Below are 16,231 nucleotides of genomic sequence, written 5' to 3' on the forward strand. Positions count from 1 at the left end.
GCCTACTACGCCTGGCCGGCATCACCCAAATCACCCGCACCCTGCAACGCAACGCCGCCGACCGAACCCGAATCATCCCCATCATCACCGCCGCTACCAGCACAAACCGACTTTGACGTTCACCTGAGCGTCCTGGTCACCTACCAAACGACGGTCCGATTCAACTGCCTGTTAGAGCGGTAGCCCTCCGGCTCCGCGAAGCGCCTGGTCACCAGGGCCGCAGGGGCTACCGATGTAACGCCCGACTCAGTGGCCGGCAGGCATATGAACAGTTGATTTGAGTGGGTGGTCACCTGTCGTCACTCGTAACCCCGTGGTCACCCTGACTGCGCTGGTCACCATCCATCCGTACCCCACTTCCCGCCGTCTGATCGTCATGCACTGCGCGCCTCTCGCTGTTCCGTTCGTCACGGTGGCAGCCTCCTGCTGTGCAGTCGCCGCTGATCAACTTGGCTCGAATTCGACGCTTGTATCAATTTGTATCCGATTGCCACTTGCGCTTGACAGTCACAATTTCGACGGCGCGTCAATACTCAAACATTGTTTGAGTTCTCTCGGGTTGAATCGCATGAGCCGAAGGCTGGATTAAACATGCTCGCGATTCACCATTTCTCGGCATTTCGCCATTCATAAACCCAGAAAAGCAAGAGATGAGCTGTCCGCGCCGCTGGGCTCCGCCGTGCCGGCCGCTGTCCGCGCCGCTGGGCTCCGCCGTGCCGGCCGCTGTGGGCTCTTCTATGCCCGGTTTGGACAGTGGGGATCGAGAGGCGCGGCTGACGCTGCGCAACTCTGACCAGCCGTTTTGCGCTGCAAGGTCACGGAACGGTAACGACGGGGCCTCTTGGGCTTGCAAAGTGTGGACCCAAGGTGTGTACTTCTACATGTCGACTCCACATCAGGAAGTCAGCAGATCGAACCGAGAGGGTGAGGACCAGGGCACGGCGTCCCTGCGAGCTCTCCGATTCGGTCAGTACCTCCTTCCGGGTGTCGAGATGACAGTAGTCCCGTAAAGCACGGGCAACGGCTTGGGCCGTGCGGACAGCAGCGAAACCGTGCATAGCAGCGTGAAGAACGACGCGTAGCCAAACGCGCATTTCTAGTCTGGAATGCGTAGTAACTGCGCTTGCAGCTTCGCGACGTAAAGCTCTTGCTATAAAGCGGAGAAGCGCGCATAAATGGCATGCCTGCCACAGGTGTGTCCCCAAGATAAGTCAATGGTGGTCTAGCACCGAAAAACGTCGCAACGTGTAGGCGTTCGGGGTTGTTTTAGGTGGTTGCCGACATTGGGTTTCTCTGGCTTGAGAACGTCGCTCTCGCCTGCCCATAGCACGCCACACCCTTACGGGCATGGTTCCTTGCGTTGCGCGCTAGACATAACGGCTTATCCCAACAGTGTTTTAGAGATTCAGGGAATGTGCCATCGAAACGCGCAATCCTCACCCGTGAGTAGTGCCGTATTGCCCGGATACAGGATGTGTCCCCTTTGCGGAGATCTCACAACGGCGAGGGTTGCGCGTTTCGGTGCCAGTTCACAACTGGCCTGAGTCGCTGCCAGTCAACCACTTTCGCACACGAAATGGAGTACCGCCATGACTACGACTCTGATCGATTGGTCCGCCCGGATTAGCGCCATGGCGGACGCTCTGTCAGTTCCGGACGGCGGATTTTCCGTCAACCCGAGCGACGGTTCCGACATCAGCACGGGCTATGCGGTTGCCGTACATCCGGAACACGAACGCGTTTTCGACGGTTCCGCGACCAGTAACGATCTTCACGAGTACATCGCGCAAGCAAAAGACGCTCTTTCGCTACCCGGTCGCGTTCTCGGTGGGTGGCGCGACCCTGCGACCGGTCGCGTCTACCTGGACGTTTCCGTCGTGACCGCGGACCTGTCCGACGCAATGACCCTCGCGCGGAAAACCGCACAGCTCGCCATTTTCGATTTTTCCGCCATGGAATCCATTCCGGTCACGGTCGCGGTGTGAATCAAGGAGTGAAACCGATGAGTGCAGTCATTGTCATGATCAGCGACGGGCAAGCGCGACGGATTGCATCCGATTGGCACGGCGGTATGTCGTCCGCTCTGTATTCCCTCGCATCATCGGGTGCGATTGACCTTGACCGCGTACGGGACGAAATCTCCCGCGAGCTGTGGAAATTGGACGTCGGAGAAGTGCGACGCGAATTGCTCGCCCTGGACAAATACCTACGAACGGCCGGCGCGCGTCCCGTGCAATCGGGATGGTCCCGCTTGTGGGACGACTCGCCGGTGACCGTGAATCACACCTAAGAGGACTGAATTGTCATGCCTGCCCCCAGCGATCACCCATGGTTCCGGGCACACCCCGTGAGCCACGAAAACATCGTGTGGCACTGGGAACAGGCCACACCCGACGAAATCGCGCAAGGAATGCGCTGGTATGCCGACGCGCACCACGTGGCAACCGCCATCGCGAACGGTGACGCCCATCTCGGCGCCGGAATGCTCGCGATTTACTCCCCACAACAGGGATGGATCGGCAACGTCCTTAATGCCGCTCGCGTATTGCGCGAGGGTAAGGGAATCGGCGGGCCCGGTTCCGGAATGTTCGCCACAACCGGCCAGAAACGCGCGGCTGACCGGCTGCTCGCCGGTGAGCAGTATGAGGACATCCTCAACGGTCCGAAAATCCGCGACTTTGCCCACCTGATCGAGTTCGGCGGAGATCAAGATCCGGATGACCCGCGCGTGGTGATCGATCGGCACGCGCTGTCGGTGGCGCACGGTCGCGCGCTCACCTCCGAGGAATACGACTCCGCGCCGGTCAACGGGTTCCGCCGTAAGGACGGATCGGTTTCCCGTCGGCAGTACGACCACGTGGTCAGCCTGTACCGCCGTGCCGCGGAGCTGATCTCCGCACGCGGGGGAGAACGGGTCTCGGCGCACCAGGTGCAGGCCGTGACCTGGTTGGTCCGTCAACGGCTCAACCAGGAAGCCGAGCAACGGCGTGGCCCCAACCGGCTGGACAGGGGACGCAACCATGCCCGCGCGAATTCCGAACGCGCGTGGAACGAATTCCGGACCGTCTACCTGCCTGATCTGGCCACGTGCCCCGGTACGGGATACCAGTCGGCTGCCTAAGTGAGGTCTCACGATGACTGACACGCAAACCCGTTCGATTCCGACAACTGTTATTCGGGTCGGTGACCTTACCTTTCTGGACAGCTTCTCCGGTCTCGTACCGGCCAAGGTGACCGGGTACACCCCGCGCGGCGAAATCTCCGTTTTGGTCACCGCGACTCGGGGTGCTTACCGACGTGGCGAACACACCACGTTCACCCCGAGCGGTTGTGTCCCGCGCGCACACGTGCGCGTGCGCTATGGACAGTTCCGCATCTTCGGCGCGTGGACCTTTGACGGACTGCGCGACGAATTCCAACCGCGCTGGGCCTGAAACCCGCGCACCTTCCCACGTCCTACCGGCCAGCGCCAAGGGAGACACATGTCCACCGACACGGACACGGCCAACGTCGTAGAGCTCCACTTTCAGTACGCCCAAAACGGCTACGTCATGACTGACGACACCTACGGCGAACAGAACGCCGATAGCGCGGTCGCTTTCACTCGTGACGGGTGTGCATTCGTCGCCTGCGAACGCACACCGCGCGGACATTGGCGCATCGATTCCACCGACGAGGCGTCCGTTCCGCTGCCGCTGTCCGCGTACCGCTACCGATTTTCGGACCTCGCCGACGCTGCGGAGTACGTCGCCAAGAAGTGCGGCGCCACAGTCCGCCGCGTCGATTCCTGGATCTAGCAACAACGGTCCGCGCACCCCCCGGACATGTCACCGATAACCAGCCGCGTGTCTCGGCGCCCGTTCATGACGGGCGCCGCGCAGCTTTCACCCGCGCGCAACGGTTGCAACGGTTCGGCTTTCCGTTGCGGATTGTTCGACTCATCCGCGCGCACGTCATCACCACCGTTTCCCGAATGAGCAAAGGAGTTCACCATGTTCGTGTACGGCGTGTCCCTCAGCGATATTCACAGCGTCGTACGCGACGTGTCCGGCGCGCTCTACGACGGAAACATCACCGTGCGCACGGGCGAGGATCGCAGCAACCGCGCCGGCCCTCGCGCCACGTTCACCCTCCGCGCCACCGACACGGCGGGTTGTGGCGCCAAGGGCAGCGCGTCCGCGTTCGGTAAGGGCACCGGCCCGAACGGCAGGCGCCGCACCATTTCCGCGTGCTGGCACGTCCACTACGACGTGCTGGCCGAGTTGTTCGCCCGATTCCCGGCCGCCCGCGTGGTTACCGCGATAGCCACCTACACCGCGCCTACCTTCCGGGACCGCGCTCTGGCCACCGCGTGCCTGAACGTCGGGAGCCAGTTGTACCCGGTGACCGCGCCGGACTGCTGCGAGTGCGACCACACCGACTACGTCGACACCTTCGACCGCGCCGGCTTCGTCGACGGCTCCGACTGGATGCCGTCGGGCGACGCGATGCGCCCGAACACGGACGTCGACTACTTCCTTGATCAGCTCGACCGCGTGCTCGCCGAACAGTGACCCCTTTTTCCATCACCTCCACACATTCACGCGATTCGACCGACGAAAGCGAGCACCACGATGACCACTAACGACTCGACCACCCTGGACGCTCTGCGCGCGGAGCTCGACCGGGAACGCGCACGGGCCGATTCCCTGGAGACGGTGAACCGTGTGCAGGCCGGCAGCCTCACCAGCCTGGCCAGGCTCGCGGAGGAACTCCGGTGCCAGGTTGCCGACCTGCACGACGACGCGCTGAGCTCGCGCCCGATGCCGGTGCAGGGCTTGCGCAACGTCACCGGCCGCATGGACGGTTTGGCGGAGACCTTGAGCCGCGCGGCGCGCGGCTACTCCGGCGCACGCACCACGGACATGATCTACCCGACCGTGGACGACGACCTCCGCGCACACGGGTGGACGCCCCGACCGGACCGGGGCCTGGACGGCGTGTTGCCGCCAATCCCGATCACCGAGCTGGGCGACCGGCGCGGCTATGCGCGCGGCTGGCATCGCGGCCCGCAGTGGATCACGTTGTGGTTCACCGGACCGTGTGCACTGGCCTACGCGGACAGCAGCGACCACGGCCGGCTCACCGACGTCGACGCCGTGCGCGCCGTGATCACCTCCCGCCGACCGTTGTCCGCGGACGCGCTGATGAAGTGGGTCGCGGACCGGCAGAAGGCGCACACGGTGCCGTTCGATGCCTCGTACGTCCGGGTGTTCGCGCACCTGCGGTCGTCCTGGGGTGGGGGCCTGGTCGTCGATGATCGGTGCGACGAACACGGCGCACCCGCGCCCGACGGGCCCGGTAAGCGCTCCGTGTGGGCCTGCCCAAGCGACCCCGATTTCCGGCTCTACGTCTGGGGAATCGGCAACCAACCGGCCCACGTCCGCTACTGGGCCGGGCCCGTGGTCGACATGGCCCACCTCGTCCAGATCACCGGTCAGTACCGCTGACTTCAGCCCGTCCGCACCCGCCGGCCGATCGTCCGTCGACGGTCGGCCGGCGCCCCGTCGTGCGCCAGCTTGCCCCCGCACCTCACCACCAGGTCGGCCGGCTCAGCTTCGGGCTGGCCGTCGACCAGCAACCACGGGAGAACCCCATGACCACCCTCGACCTCGCGCACACCGTCGCCGAGCACCTCGGGACGGGGTGGCGCGCCTACACCGGCAAGGCCGCCGACGGCTCGGAAGCCCATCTCGCCGGACCGAACGATCAGGTCCTCGACCTGTTCGACGGCACCACCACCGGCCGCAAGACCGACCAGGGCCGATTGATCATCGCCGGTCACCTCGGCTTTCTGCGCAACCACGTCCCGCAGGACCACGAGCAGGACCACAAGATCACCGTGGACCAGCGTAAACCGCCCGACGTGATTGCCCACGAGATCCGGCGCCGGCTGCTGCCGAACTATGAGGCCGCGCTGCAAGCGGCCTGGGACGAGAAGCACGCCAGCGACGGCATCGCCGCCGCCCGTGAGCAACTCGCGGCGACCGTCGCGGCACGCCTGGGCGTGCAGCGCCAAGACCAGGCCACCGACTTCCACTTTGGCACGGTCGACGCAGGCGTCCACGGACGCGTCTGCGTGCGGCCTGGCGCGTCCGACTCGGTGTTCACCGTCCGCGTCCCGCACGACCGGGTGGCCGAGTTCGCCCGATTGCTGGCCACGTTCGGACACCTTCCTTGATCACCTCCGGCCGTTCGGTCCACCCCCTCCTGTGGCCGAACGGCCGGACTGTGCCTTGCCGATTCCGCTCACCTCCGGCCCGAAGGGACCGATACCGCCATGACCACCTCCTCCACCGCCCCCGTGGCGGACGTCCTCGACTGCGGCCACCCGCCCACCCCGGACCCCAGCGGGATCGGCACCGGCCGTGCGATCGACCCGACCACCGGCGCCACGAGCTGCTACCCGTGCTCGAACGAACGCGAACGCGAGGCCATGACCCGCGCGAACACGTTCGTCGCCTACGTGTCCTCGGCCGGCGACGCGCTGACCACCTGGCCCGGCGGGCACCTGGCCACGATCGACCCCGCCGACGCCCACCAGGTCGGCCGTCGCACCTACACCCCGTCCGGCGGACGGTGGACCCGCTACGTCTGGCACGCCACCGACGTCGACGGAGGCCGCTGGACTGGCGTCAACGGCGGCCCTGGCCTCGTCATCCGCGTCCACCGGCTGCGCACGTGCACCTGGCAAACCGAGTTCGGCAACGGCCGCGCGCCGCGCTACTGCCACCGCCGCGCCACCCACGCCGGTCAGGGCGGCGCCTTCGACCTCTACGGCTGGACCACCACCGCCCTGCCACCCCGCGCGCTAGCCCAGACCGGCGCGTGAAACCGCGCCACCACAAGGAAAGGAGCGCTTCGTGTTCGTGAAGTCCTACGACCGCCTCGACCTGACACGGGCCCACCTGGACGACGTGCTCACCGTGCCAGCGAACCGCGCCAAGGCGCTCGACGTGGCACGGGAACGTCACCTGCCGCGCCAGTCGCTCACCCGCGCGACCACCCGCATGGGCTTCTGGGTCTACGTCTTCCAACTCGGCGCCGATGTCCAGCGCGGCACGGTCACCCTGGCCGGCGCCCAGCCCGGACCCGAGCACGTGGTCACGCTGCCGGTCCGCCAGCTCGACCACTACACCACCCCCGATATGCCGCTGACCGAGATGGCCGGCCTGCTGGCCGCGGTCGCCGACGACTACCCGCCCACCGCGCTGACCGCGCTGCTGGCCGACAGCCTCACCAAGGTCCTCGACCTGTGGGCCGACGCCCGCCGCAACGGCCGACCCACGATCGACATCCGCGACCTCGACCGCGCCGTCACCAGCGAATTCGCCCCCGCCATCCGCGCCTGGCGCACCGGCGACGCCTTCCCACGCCCCCGCCTGGCCGACCCGGCCCCACAAAATGATCAGGCACCAGCGTCGCATTCAAGAGGGAGCGTATCCAACAGTGAACTCAGGAAGCGTCGGATCTGGTTACGGCGTCGATTTCGGCAAGGACGATCGTGAGCGCCTCGGGCGCCATCTTGATCAGTTCTCGGATGGGAAGGTGCCAGTCGGCGATCCTCAAGGCTCGGGCGATCGCACGCGCGCGGTGGCGCAGGTCCTGGCTTGCCGCCAGAGCCAGGAAAGCCTGCGCCTGCTTCTTTGGGGTAATGGCGGAGTCAATCGAGTCGGCGATGGCCTCGGCTCGGTCGAAGTCGCGAGCCTTGGCTGCGGCGTGAGCCATCGACACCAGCACACTCGCCTGTGTGTACGGATTGGTGATGGAGTCAGCGATGGCCCCGGCGCGTGCGATCAACGAGCGTGATCCATCGAGATCACCGGTCTCGACTGCAGCTTCAGCCACCGGCACCAGGGCACGTGCTTGGTGGTCGGCGCTGATGATGGAGTCGGCGATGGCCTCGGCGCGGATGATCAACGAGCCCGCTCGGTCGAAATCACCAGTCTTGGCAACGGCTTCAGCCAGCAACGCCAGGGCACGGACGGCCCGCTCCTGCTCGAACGGGTCGGGACGGATGCGGCCAATGCGAATGGAGTCGGCGAGAGCCTCGGCCCGCACGACCAACGAGCCAGCTCGCTTGAGATCGCTGGCCTTAGCTGCGGCGTCAGCCATCGCCATCAGCATCCTCGCCTGCTCCTCATGGGTGGAGCGAACAGAGCCGGCGATGCTCTCGGCGCGGTCGAGGTCGCCGGCCTTGGCCGCGGCTTCGGCTCGGCTGAGCTCCACAGCCTTGGCTGCTGAATCGATAGACCACTCAAGCGACCTCGCCCGCTGGAAGTCGTTTCTCTCAGAGTAATGGGCCATGATTTTGGCACGCCCAAGCACCGTGCCTGCTCGATCAAAATCACCGGCCCTGACGGTAGCTTCACCTATTCTCATCAACGCCCATGCCTGCAGGTAGGGGTCGGGGATGGATCCAGTGATGGTGTCGGCGCGGTCAAGGTCACCGGCTTTAGCTGCGGCTTCAGCAGCCAGAGCCAGGGCACTGTTCTGATCAACAGGAGGGCCGATGGAGCGCGCGATTGCCTCTGCGCGCACGATCAACGAGGCTGCTCCATCGAGATCACCGGCCTCAACTGCAGCTTCAGCCACCGACCCCAGCCCACGGACGACGTTCTGTTGGTCGAGCGGGTCGGGGATGCGGGCGATGGCCTCGGCGCGCACGATCAATGCGCGGGCCTGCTCTAGGTCGCCGGCCTTGGCTACGACTTCAGCCACCGACGCCAGGGCCCATGCCTGCTGCTTGAGCACCGTGATGGAGCGGGTGATGGTCTCGGCCCGATCGAGGTCGTCGGTCTTGGCGGCAGTTTCGGCTACCGACACCAGTACCCGCGCCTGCTGGTCGAGCATGAGGCTCGAACGGGCATCGATGGAGCGCGCGTTGGCTTCGGCCCGGTCGATCAACGTTGCCGCTCGCCTAAGGTCGCCGGCCTTGGCGGCAGCTTCTGCCACTGAACACAGACTCCACGCCTGCGACTCCAGCTTGGTGATGGAGCCAGCGGCGGCCTCTGCGCGCACGATCAAGGTGGCTGCTCGCCCGGAATGACCGGCCCCGGCGGCAACTCCTGCCATCGACGCCAGTGCCCTTGTCCGCCAGTAGGGTTCAGCGATGGAGTTGGCGATGGCCTCGGCGCGATCGAGGTCACCAGTCTTAGCCGTCGCTTCGGCTACCGACCCCAGGGCCTTGTCCCGGTCGTCGAACCCGGTGGTGATAGAGCGTGCGATGGCCTCGGCGCGATCGAGATCACCAGTCTTAGCCGTCGCTTCTGCCACCGGCACCAAGGCACTGGGCAAGTTGCTAGCTTCGGTGATCGAGTGCGCGATGGCCTCGGCCTGGTCGATCAGAGTGGCTGCCCGCCCGAAATCACCGACCCCGGCGGCAACTCCTGCTACCAACGCCAGCGTCAATGCCTTCGACTTAGGGTCGCTGGTAGAGGTGCCGATGGCTTGGGCGTGGTCGATCAAGGTGGCGGCTCGCCCGAAATCACCGGCCTCGACTGCAGCTTCGGCCACCGACACCACGGCCTTTGCCTGCGCGAAGGGTTTGGTAATGGACCGTGCGGTGGTCTCGGCGCGATTGAGGTCGCCGGTCTCAGCCGTCGCTTTGGCGACCGATGCCAGGACATCTGCCTGCCGATCCCACCCATGCTGGTTGAGGGTGGAACGAGCGGTGGCCTCAGCCCGGTTGACCTCCCCCAATAGCGCCCAGACCGGAGGAAGGTTGAATGGGATGTTCTCGTTCTGGGCGGCGAGGTGATCGCGGTGGATGGCAAGGCGGACCATGGCGATCAGATCGGGGTGTTCTTGGGTAACAATCGCGTCCTGCGTCGTGATGATCTCGGTCATCGCGGTGGCGTCACCACCGGACAGGTCACGCATGCGATCCCGGCGGGCGAGATCGGTCGCGCACTCGATCATCTGAGACAGGTCGCCAACGTCATCCAGCATCCGGAAGTAGCCTCGGAGCAGGTACTCCGGCGTCTGCGATGGCCAGCCCAGTCGGCGGTACTCCTCGGCCCAGACGACTAGCCGGCGACGGTGCTGGTCGAGGTTCTTGCCTAGCAGGTTTCGGGCCAGTCCCAGCAGGTCCGTGTGCGCCAGCTGGTAGCCGCCATCCCGGTCAGGGGCCGTCCAGCTGTCCGTACCCCGGCGGTGAAGCACCCGGCCGCTCACCGTTCCGAGGCACCTTTCGACTTCCCACTCGTCCTTGTGCGCCAGTTCTCCCAGGCACCGAATGCTCAAGCCGGTTTTGGCGGCCACGATCAGACCCAGCAGCTGACGGGAAAGCGGACTGTCCTCCAGCATGTCGGTGAGGTCTCGCTTTGCCCTCCGCTCACTGAGCTCGGCATGCTCGGAAGGCACCAGTTCCCGGACGACGGCAGGGTCCAGGAGCGGGTGGCCCTCGGGCACGTCGACCGGCGGGCTAGGGCGCCCCGAGACGATCACCCGCATCCCGCCCGGCGGTCGTTCGGGCAGCAGCGAGGCGATGCTGGGCCTGCGTCTCGGCTTGGTCTTGTTTGCGTAGTAGTCCTCGTCCATGCCGTCCACAACGAGGACGAGGCGCCGCCCCTCCCGATGGCACTTTTCTGCGGCTTTGCCCAGTAGTGAATCAAGGTCCGCATGCGACGGATCCGAGGGCGGAATCTCGCGCAGGAAGACGCCGAGTTGCCGGGTCACGACGCGGAGAAATTCCTGGTAGTCGTCTTGGTCCCCTGCCCTGATGAAGAAGGCGACGAACGTCACCTCCGACATAAGCGGCGCCAGCACGAACGTTGCCAGCAGGGCGGTCTTCCCTGCCCATGCGGTGCCGCGCCAGTAGCAGTACGACTCACCAGATGGTCGTGTGCAGAACTCTCTGAGCTCGGCTAGCTCGGACTCGCGATCCCGGAGCACGGGCGGCGCGAACCTGCTGACTGTCTGGGCGTAGTCAAAGACATGTTGCGGGTCCGAGCGGATGACCGGATCGTTGCCGGCTTTGGCCTCCCGCGGCCCGCCCGACGCTGTCGGCGGCCGACTCACCGTCACGTCGTTTGCCTTGACTCGGTTCCGCGCGTCCACCCACGGCTGGGCATCGCTCTCGCCGCACGCCTGCACGAACAACCGCACGGTGGACGCCCTAGGGAAGCTCTGCCCTGTGACCATTTGCTGCAACGTCGAGGTTGCGATGCCCTCGCACCGCTCAGACAGCACCTGGTAACTCAGGCCAGCTCGGTCGAACAGCTTCCGCAGCGCTGCGGTCCACTCAGCCCTGGTCCGGATCCGGCGCGGATCGACCATCCCCTGCCACCTCTCACTGCCTGGTACCGAACCCGGTCGTCACCCGTGCGTACGGTTTCCTGACAAGAAGGTAGACCGCGACATGCGGGCACGTGAGGTTTACGCCAACGCTGCTGCAACCGAACACCGAATGGCCGCACGCTGCTGGTGCCCGCCCTCTGAAAGGAGCACCCGGTGACCAGCAGCACCACAGCCACCGCGCGGCCGAAGAGAGGTTGCGTGTGGTGACCACAACCGAGATCTTGGCCGTGATCGGCGGCACCGCCCTAGTCCTCACCGCCGCTGCCCGCGTCCCCGCGGCGCTCGCCGAGTTCCTCCGAGCCTGCGTCCTCGTGACTACCGCCGTCCGCGAACTCCGCGCCGCCCTCACCAAACACGGAGACCGGCCCGATGCCGGCGACTCAAACGCGTAATCGGTCATGGTGCAGCGTTCGGGCACGGGCAACCGTTGGAAATGATCACAGAATCACCGCATCCGACAGCCTGGTCAACACAGCGCGAACGCACTCATGCCGCCGAGCGGTGGCGTAGCCCTGACGAACATGATCAACTACTCGCCGTCATGGTCTGACAAATACGGAGCCGTGTCTGGGTGCTGCTACGTCCGCGACCGTTCGCCGGGGACGGCACTGTCGAGGACATGTCTACGACGTAGACGCCCTGTTCAAGCGACTATATCTGCGGCGAGCTGGAGATAATCGCAGAGACCGGAGACGAGTGGAGCACTACCGGAAGGCTTGTCCAGCACTACATTCTTCCCTTGCTCCGCAAGCACAATGTCCGACTGGTCGAAGTCGCCCGCAGGGGTCCGACCAGAAAGGACGGTGTGGCTGTACTCCAGGACACCCGGCAACCGTACCGGCTGCACCTTGACGGGGTGTACAAGCTTTCCCGCGAGAACCGTGTCACCGGCACCATGCCGCAGCTCGGCGGAGTCCGGAAGTGCAGCCAGAAAGCCAAGGGAGCGCCACAGGATGCGTGGCGTGCCAACGAGTTCGGCGATAGGCCCTACATCCACGCACTTGGGTTCAACGTCCACGAGTACACCAGGATCACGCGCGATGCCGCGTATTCCCTGGGCGGGCAACGCATTCCGACGTATCCGATCTAGGAATGGGGATGGAGCCGACAGGATTGCCTCGACTACCTGTACCGCAAACTCGGCGTGGCGTGGCCGAAAAGTTGCTGCCGTCACTGTCCGTACGCTGGCAACAAATCCGGCTGGCCTGAGCAACTCGCACGGTTCGCCGCGCTGCCAACCGAAGCGGCACAGCACATCATTGACGAGTACGTCTGTCTGGCGCTCAACCCTCGATCAGGGTTGTTCGGGCCCGGCAAGTCACTGATCACGCGACTGCACCGTGACCATGTGACCGAGCCCATCATCCTCGCCGTCGCCTGGATGAAAACGATGCCGTGGGCGATCTACCGCGTGCGTCGGCTCTACTACGCGCCGGCCAACGCGATCCGATCCGTGGACGGCGTCCTGCTCGGTGGACACCGCACCGTCCACACCGCGCTGACCGAAGTCAGCCGGCTCGTCGACATCCCGCTGACGAAGAACGAGGAGATCGCCGGAGCACCGGTCCGCGACGGTGACCGAGATACCCACCGCCGGCTATGGCTCCGCAGACGCTGCGACGGGACCTATCCGACCCAGGAGGAGTTCTACACGGTCGCGCCCGCCCAGGCGCAGGACAAGGAGCTCGACAGCTTCGCCAACGCCTGGGCCGACCACACCGACGAGGCGCTGGGCCGGCTGGAACGCCGCGTCGACACGGCCATCGCCGTCGTGCAGCAAGCCCTCATCGACAGCCACGGACGCAGCACCGCGGCCTGAACCACGCACCGAAATCTCTGTTCTCTTGAAGGGATACCGCCATGTCTCGGTTCGACCTGCAACCTGCCCACATCGACGGACTCGTCAACGCCGGACTGCAACTCGGCCTGATCGGCGTCTTCGACGATCTCACCCCGGTCGGCCAGATGCTGCTTCAACAGCACCGACCCCACCGCGACGTCGAGCAACAGAACGGCAAGCCGCCGGACTACGTCGCGACGGTGACCGACCGCGCGCTGCATCCGATCGCCGTGCTGTGCCTGCTGGACTGCTACGAGTACCAGACCAGCGGCACGATCGGCTGGCACACCAGCGAGGCGCACGACTGGACGCGCCGCTTCCGCGAAACGGTGCTGAACAAGCTGCCCGCCGAGGCCACAGCGACCGTGCGCCATGGAGCCGACTACGTCCCGGCCTACCGGCTTCTGGCTGCCTACACCGAGACGCCGTGGGGCATCACGGAACTCGACCAGATCCCCGAAGTAGGGGACGGCGTCATCAAGGTCCCGGTCGTCCGGAAAGGACTGCGCGCGGGGATCCTGACCGGCCCGATCCACTGCCCCAACAAGGGCATGTCCTCCCGCGTCCGCTACGTGACGATCCTCGGCGTCGGCGAAGACCGGACGCTGCCGGCCTTCGCTCGCATCTCCGAGTCGTCCGACGACGCGCCGGGTGTCTACCTGCTGTTCCAGTACGGCCGCTACGTCGCACGCCCAGCCGACGCTCCGCCCGGCAAGTGGTTCATGGCCTCCGGCGCGCACCTCCACACCGGTGATGGGCGCTGGCGCGAGCTGATCGGGCACAGCCTGCCCATCCCGCTGCACGACCGCACCGAGCCCTAGGCGGGCCCCGCCAACCGCACCAACGAAGCCCACCGACCCGAGCAAGCCCTACCCATCGAGGAGTTGAACCATGCCGTCACACGACGAACTGCACGCCCGGCTGTTCCTTCTGCGCGCGGCCGAACCACCTACACCCGCCCTTCACCACTACGTCGCCGTCCACGGGCCGGTCGACGTCGTCGCGCAGATTCGACACGGCACCGCCCCGGCCACCGTGCTCAACGAGATCAGTCGGCCCGACGCCCAGATCGATAACGACCTGCGGGCCCTCGACAACGGCACGGCACGGCTGCTCACGCCCGAAGACGGCGACTGGCCGCTCGGACGGCTGACCGCCCTGGCCAGCCTCGGCGTCCCGCCCGCGCTTTGGGTGCGCGGCAGCGGCTCGTTGGCCGAGCTCACCGGCCCTGCCGTCACCGTCACAGGCGCACGTGCCTCCTCGGCGTACGGAAACACGATCGCCGCGGACCTCGGCTACGAGCTCGCCCGCGCCGGGGTGACCGTCGTCAGCGGCGGCGGCCTCGGTGTGGACGAGGAGGCGCACCGTGGCGCACTGGCCGCCGAGGGCAGGACGATCGTCGTGCTCGCCAACGGCGTCGACCTAACCCATCCGCACCAGCACGCCCGGCTCTACCAGACCGTGATCGACCAGGGCGGATTGCTGGTCAGCGAGTACCCGATCGGCACACCACCGACCCGCATCCGATTCCACGCACGGTGCCGCCTGCTGGCTGCGCTCGCCGCGGCGACCGTCATCGTTGAAGCAGGGCAGCGCAGCGGCGCCCTTGCCGTCGCCCGAGCCGCTGGCGAGCTCGGCCGCCGGGTCTACGGCGTGCCCGGTCCGATTCACTCGGCCACGTCGAAGGGCGTCAACGAACTGCTGCGCACCGGCGCCGCCACCGTGGCCAGCTCAGTCGAGCACATCAACTACCAGGAGGGAGTGCGATGACCGGCCCTGACGCCTTCCGGGCCGCTCTGGCCGCCCTCGACCTGCCGCCCCGAGTGGCAGGTTGAGGTGGCCATCCGTCCACGACGGTGCAAGACAGGCATCCAGGTCAATCCAGGAGGCGGTGTCGCCGTGCTGATCCCGCCGACGGCCGCCCCGGAACAGGTGGCGCGGTTTGTCGCCGGCCATCGTCGATGGATCACCGAGAAGGTGGACACCGCCACGCGGCTGGCCCCGGATCACGCGGTCAAGGAGTTCGTCGACGGTGAGGAGTTCGACCTGCTCGGCCGGCACTACCGGCTACAGCTCGTCGACCCCTCGCCCGCGGGTGCCGCACAGCTGCCTGTGATCACGTCCGACGGCGTCGTGTCCGCGCGGAGACAGCGACCAGAGCTGGTCCGCCGGGCAGTGATCGGCCTGTACCAGCAGGTCGGGCTCGCCTGGTTGCGCCGCGAGGGACGCCAGTACGAACTGGATGGCCACATCACCGGCCTGAACTACGCAGTTCGCGACCTCGGCCGGCGCCGCTGGGGCATCTACGAGGGACCGCCGAAGCACACGACGACGCTGCACTGGGCCGTGTTCGGCCTGCCACTCCGGTTGATCGAGTATGTGCTCGTCCACGAACAGGCCCACGCCACCCAGCCCAACGGAGCAGCTCATGGCCGCGCCTGGAAGCGGCAGATGTACCTCTGGATGCCCGACTGGCAGCACCGCAAGGCCGAACTCGCCGAGGTCGGCCGACACGCCTGGCTTGACGACTGGAACCCGAGGTGATCACGGAGATACTGCCTGTAGTTGGCCGGGCTCTCGCGTTCGGGACGGCCGACTTCGGTCATGCCCGACGCGAGGCCCCACTAAGGTGTCGAACAGCGCTGTTGTCGTCCACAGTCTGATACAACAGAGGGCGCACCGGCCGGCTGGACCGATGCCAGGAAGCGACCCGGAAGGAGGCAGCAGTGGACAAGGAAGAACACTTCAAGCTGCTTCGGGCGAGCGGCGCCAAGGTCGACAAGCTCCAAGAGGATCTCCAGTCCATTCGTGATCAAGAGGCGGCGCTACAGGCCCAGAGGGTCAAGAAGCTCGAAGAGCTGAAGAAGGCCCGCGACGAGCGGATGAAGCTCATGACGGCCGCCATCGAGGACAAGGTCCCGAAGGCGCAAGTCGCCCGAGCGCTTGGGATGGACCGCACCAACCTGTACAAGCTGCTTGAAGGCAAGGACGACAACGCAGACGCGTGACCGCGTCACGTGATCGTCTGCGCAATGCCGGCTCGCGCAGGTC

At 65.9% G+C, this 16,231-nt stretch carries 17 protein-coding genes; 16 read left to right on the forward strand and 1 reads right to left on the reverse strand.

The window, feature by feature from the left end; all coding sequences use genetic code 11:
- Positions 1-1,589 precede the first annotated feature (1,589 nt).
- The 9 genes from WBA97_RS38285 (at position 1,590) to WBA97_RS38325 (ending at position 7,547) form a co-directional block, all read left to right on the forward strand.
- Positions 1,590-1,985 carry a hypothetical protein gene (locus WBA97_RS38285; protein WP_424235937.1) on the forward strand — a complete coding sequence of 132 codons (396 nt, stop codon included), beginning with the start codon at positions 1,590-1,592 and terminating at the stop codon, positions 1,983-1,985.
- 362 nt (positions 1,986-2,347) lie between these two features.
- Entirely contained in the window at positions 2,348-3,121 is a 774-nt protein-coding gene (locus tag WBA97_RS38290) for a DUF7178 family protein (protein WP_424235938.1), read from the forward strand.
- A gap of 13 nt (positions 3,122-3,134) precedes the next feature.
- Positions 3,135-3,434 (forward strand): hypothetical protein, encoded by a 300-nt coding sequence (locus WBA97_RS38295; protein WP_424235939.1) that lies wholly within the window; start codon positions 3,135-3,137, stop codon positions 3,432-3,434.
- A 48-nt stretch (positions 3,435-3,482) separates the two neighbouring features.
- A complete protein-coding gene (locus tag WBA97_RS38300) occupies positions 3,483-3,797 on the forward strand; it encodes a hypothetical protein (protein WP_424235940.1) in 315 nt (104 codons plus the stop codon).
- Between the two features lie 195 nt (positions 3,798-3,992).
- On the forward strand, positions 3,993-4,553 hold the full coding sequence (locus WBA97_RS38305; RefSeq protein ID WP_424235941.1) for a hypothetical protein: 561 nt from the start codon (positions 3,993-3,995) through the stop codon (positions 4,551-4,553).
- Between the two features lie 60 nt (positions 4,554-4,613).
- Complete coding sequence (locus WBA97_RS38310) at positions 4,614-5,489, forward strand: hypothetical protein (protein ID WP_424235942.1); 876 nt, start codon at positions 4,614-4,616, stop codon at positions 5,487-5,489.
- A gap of 146 nt (positions 5,490-5,635) precedes the next feature.
- Positions 5,636-6,220: a hypothetical protein gene (locus WBA97_RS38315; RefSeq protein WP_424235943.1), complete on the forward strand. Its 585-nt coding sequence runs from the start codon at positions 5,636-5,638 to the stop codon at positions 6,218-6,220.
- A gap of 99 nt (positions 6,221-6,319) precedes the next feature.
- Entirely contained in the window at positions 6,320-6,871 is a 552-nt protein-coding gene (locus WBA97_RS38320) for a hypothetical protein (protein WP_424235944.1), read from the forward strand.
- A gap of 31 nt (positions 6,872-6,902) precedes the next feature.
- Positions 6,903-7,547, forward strand: a complete 645-nt coding sequence (locus WBA97_RS38325; protein ID WP_424235945.1) for a hypothetical protein — start codon at positions 6,903-6,905, stop codon at positions 7,545-7,547.
- On the opposite strand, the gene WBA97_RS38330 is transcribed toward WBA97_RS38325, so the two are convergent.
- A complete protein-coding gene (locus tag WBA97_RS38330; protein WP_424235946.1) occupies positions 7,495-11,319 on the reverse strand; it encodes a hypothetical protein in 3,825 nt (1,274 codons plus the stop codon). The genes WBA97_RS38325 and WBA97_RS38330 overlap by 53 nt on opposite strands.
- Positions 11,320-11,543: 224 nt before the next feature.
- Here WBA97_RS38330 and WBA97_RS38335 point away from each other — a divergent pair, with 224 nt between their 5' ends.
- The 7 genes from WBA97_RS38335 to WBA97_RS38365 all read left to right on the forward strand — a co-directional run bounded on the left by WBA97_RS38335 (position 11,544) and on the right by WBA97_RS38365 (position 16,188).
- Positions 11,544-11,732: a hypothetical protein gene (locus tag WBA97_RS38335; protein WP_424235947.1), complete on the forward strand. Its 189-nt coding sequence runs from the start codon at positions 11,544-11,546 to the stop codon at positions 11,730-11,732.
- A gap of 464 nt (positions 11,733-12,196) precedes the next feature.
- Positions 12,197-12,430 carry a hypothetical protein gene (locus WBA97_RS38340; RefSeq protein WP_424235948.1) on the forward strand — a complete coding sequence of 78 codons (234 nt, stop codon included), beginning with the start codon at positions 12,197-12,199 and terminating at the stop codon, positions 12,428-12,430.
- 54 nt (positions 12,431-12,484) lie between these two features.
- On the forward strand, positions 12,485-13,159 hold the full coding sequence (locus WBA97_RS38345; protein WP_424235949.1) for a hypothetical protein: 675 nt from the start codon (positions 12,485-12,487) through the stop codon (positions 13,157-13,159).
- Between the two features lie 41 nt (positions 13,160-13,200).
- Positions 13,201-14,001, forward strand: coding sequence for a hypothetical protein (locus WBA97_RS38350; RefSeq protein WP_424235950.1), 801 nt, complete (start codon positions 13,201-13,203; stop codon positions 13,999-14,001).
- A 70-nt stretch (positions 14,002-14,071) separates the two neighbouring features.
- Positions 14,072-14,950: a DNA-processing protein DprA gene (gene dprA / locus WBA97_RS38355; RefSeq protein ID WP_424235951.1), complete on the forward strand. Its 879-nt coding sequence runs from the start codon at positions 14,072-14,074 to the stop codon at positions 14,948-14,950.
- A 66-nt stretch (positions 14,951-15,016) separates the two neighbouring features.
- Positions 15,017-15,724, forward strand: a complete 708-nt coding sequence (locus WBA97_RS38360) for a M48 family metallopeptidase (protein WP_424235952.1) — start codon at positions 15,017-15,019, stop codon at positions 15,722-15,724.
- Positions 15,725-15,906: 182 nt separating this feature from the next.
- The gene (locus tag WBA97_RS38365) at positions 15,907-16,188 is read left to right on the forward strand and encodes a hypothetical protein (RefSeq protein ID WP_424235953.1); all 282 of its coding nucleotides are present in this window, start codon (positions 15,907-15,909) and stop codon (positions 16,186-16,188) included.
- Positions 16,189-16,231 lie beyond the last annotated feature (43 nt).

The organism is Actinophytocola sp., assembly GCF_049647105.1.
In the GTDB taxonomy this organism is placed as follows: domain Bacteria; phylum Actinomycetota; class Actinomycetes; order Mycobacteriales; family Pseudonocardiaceae; genus Actinophytocola.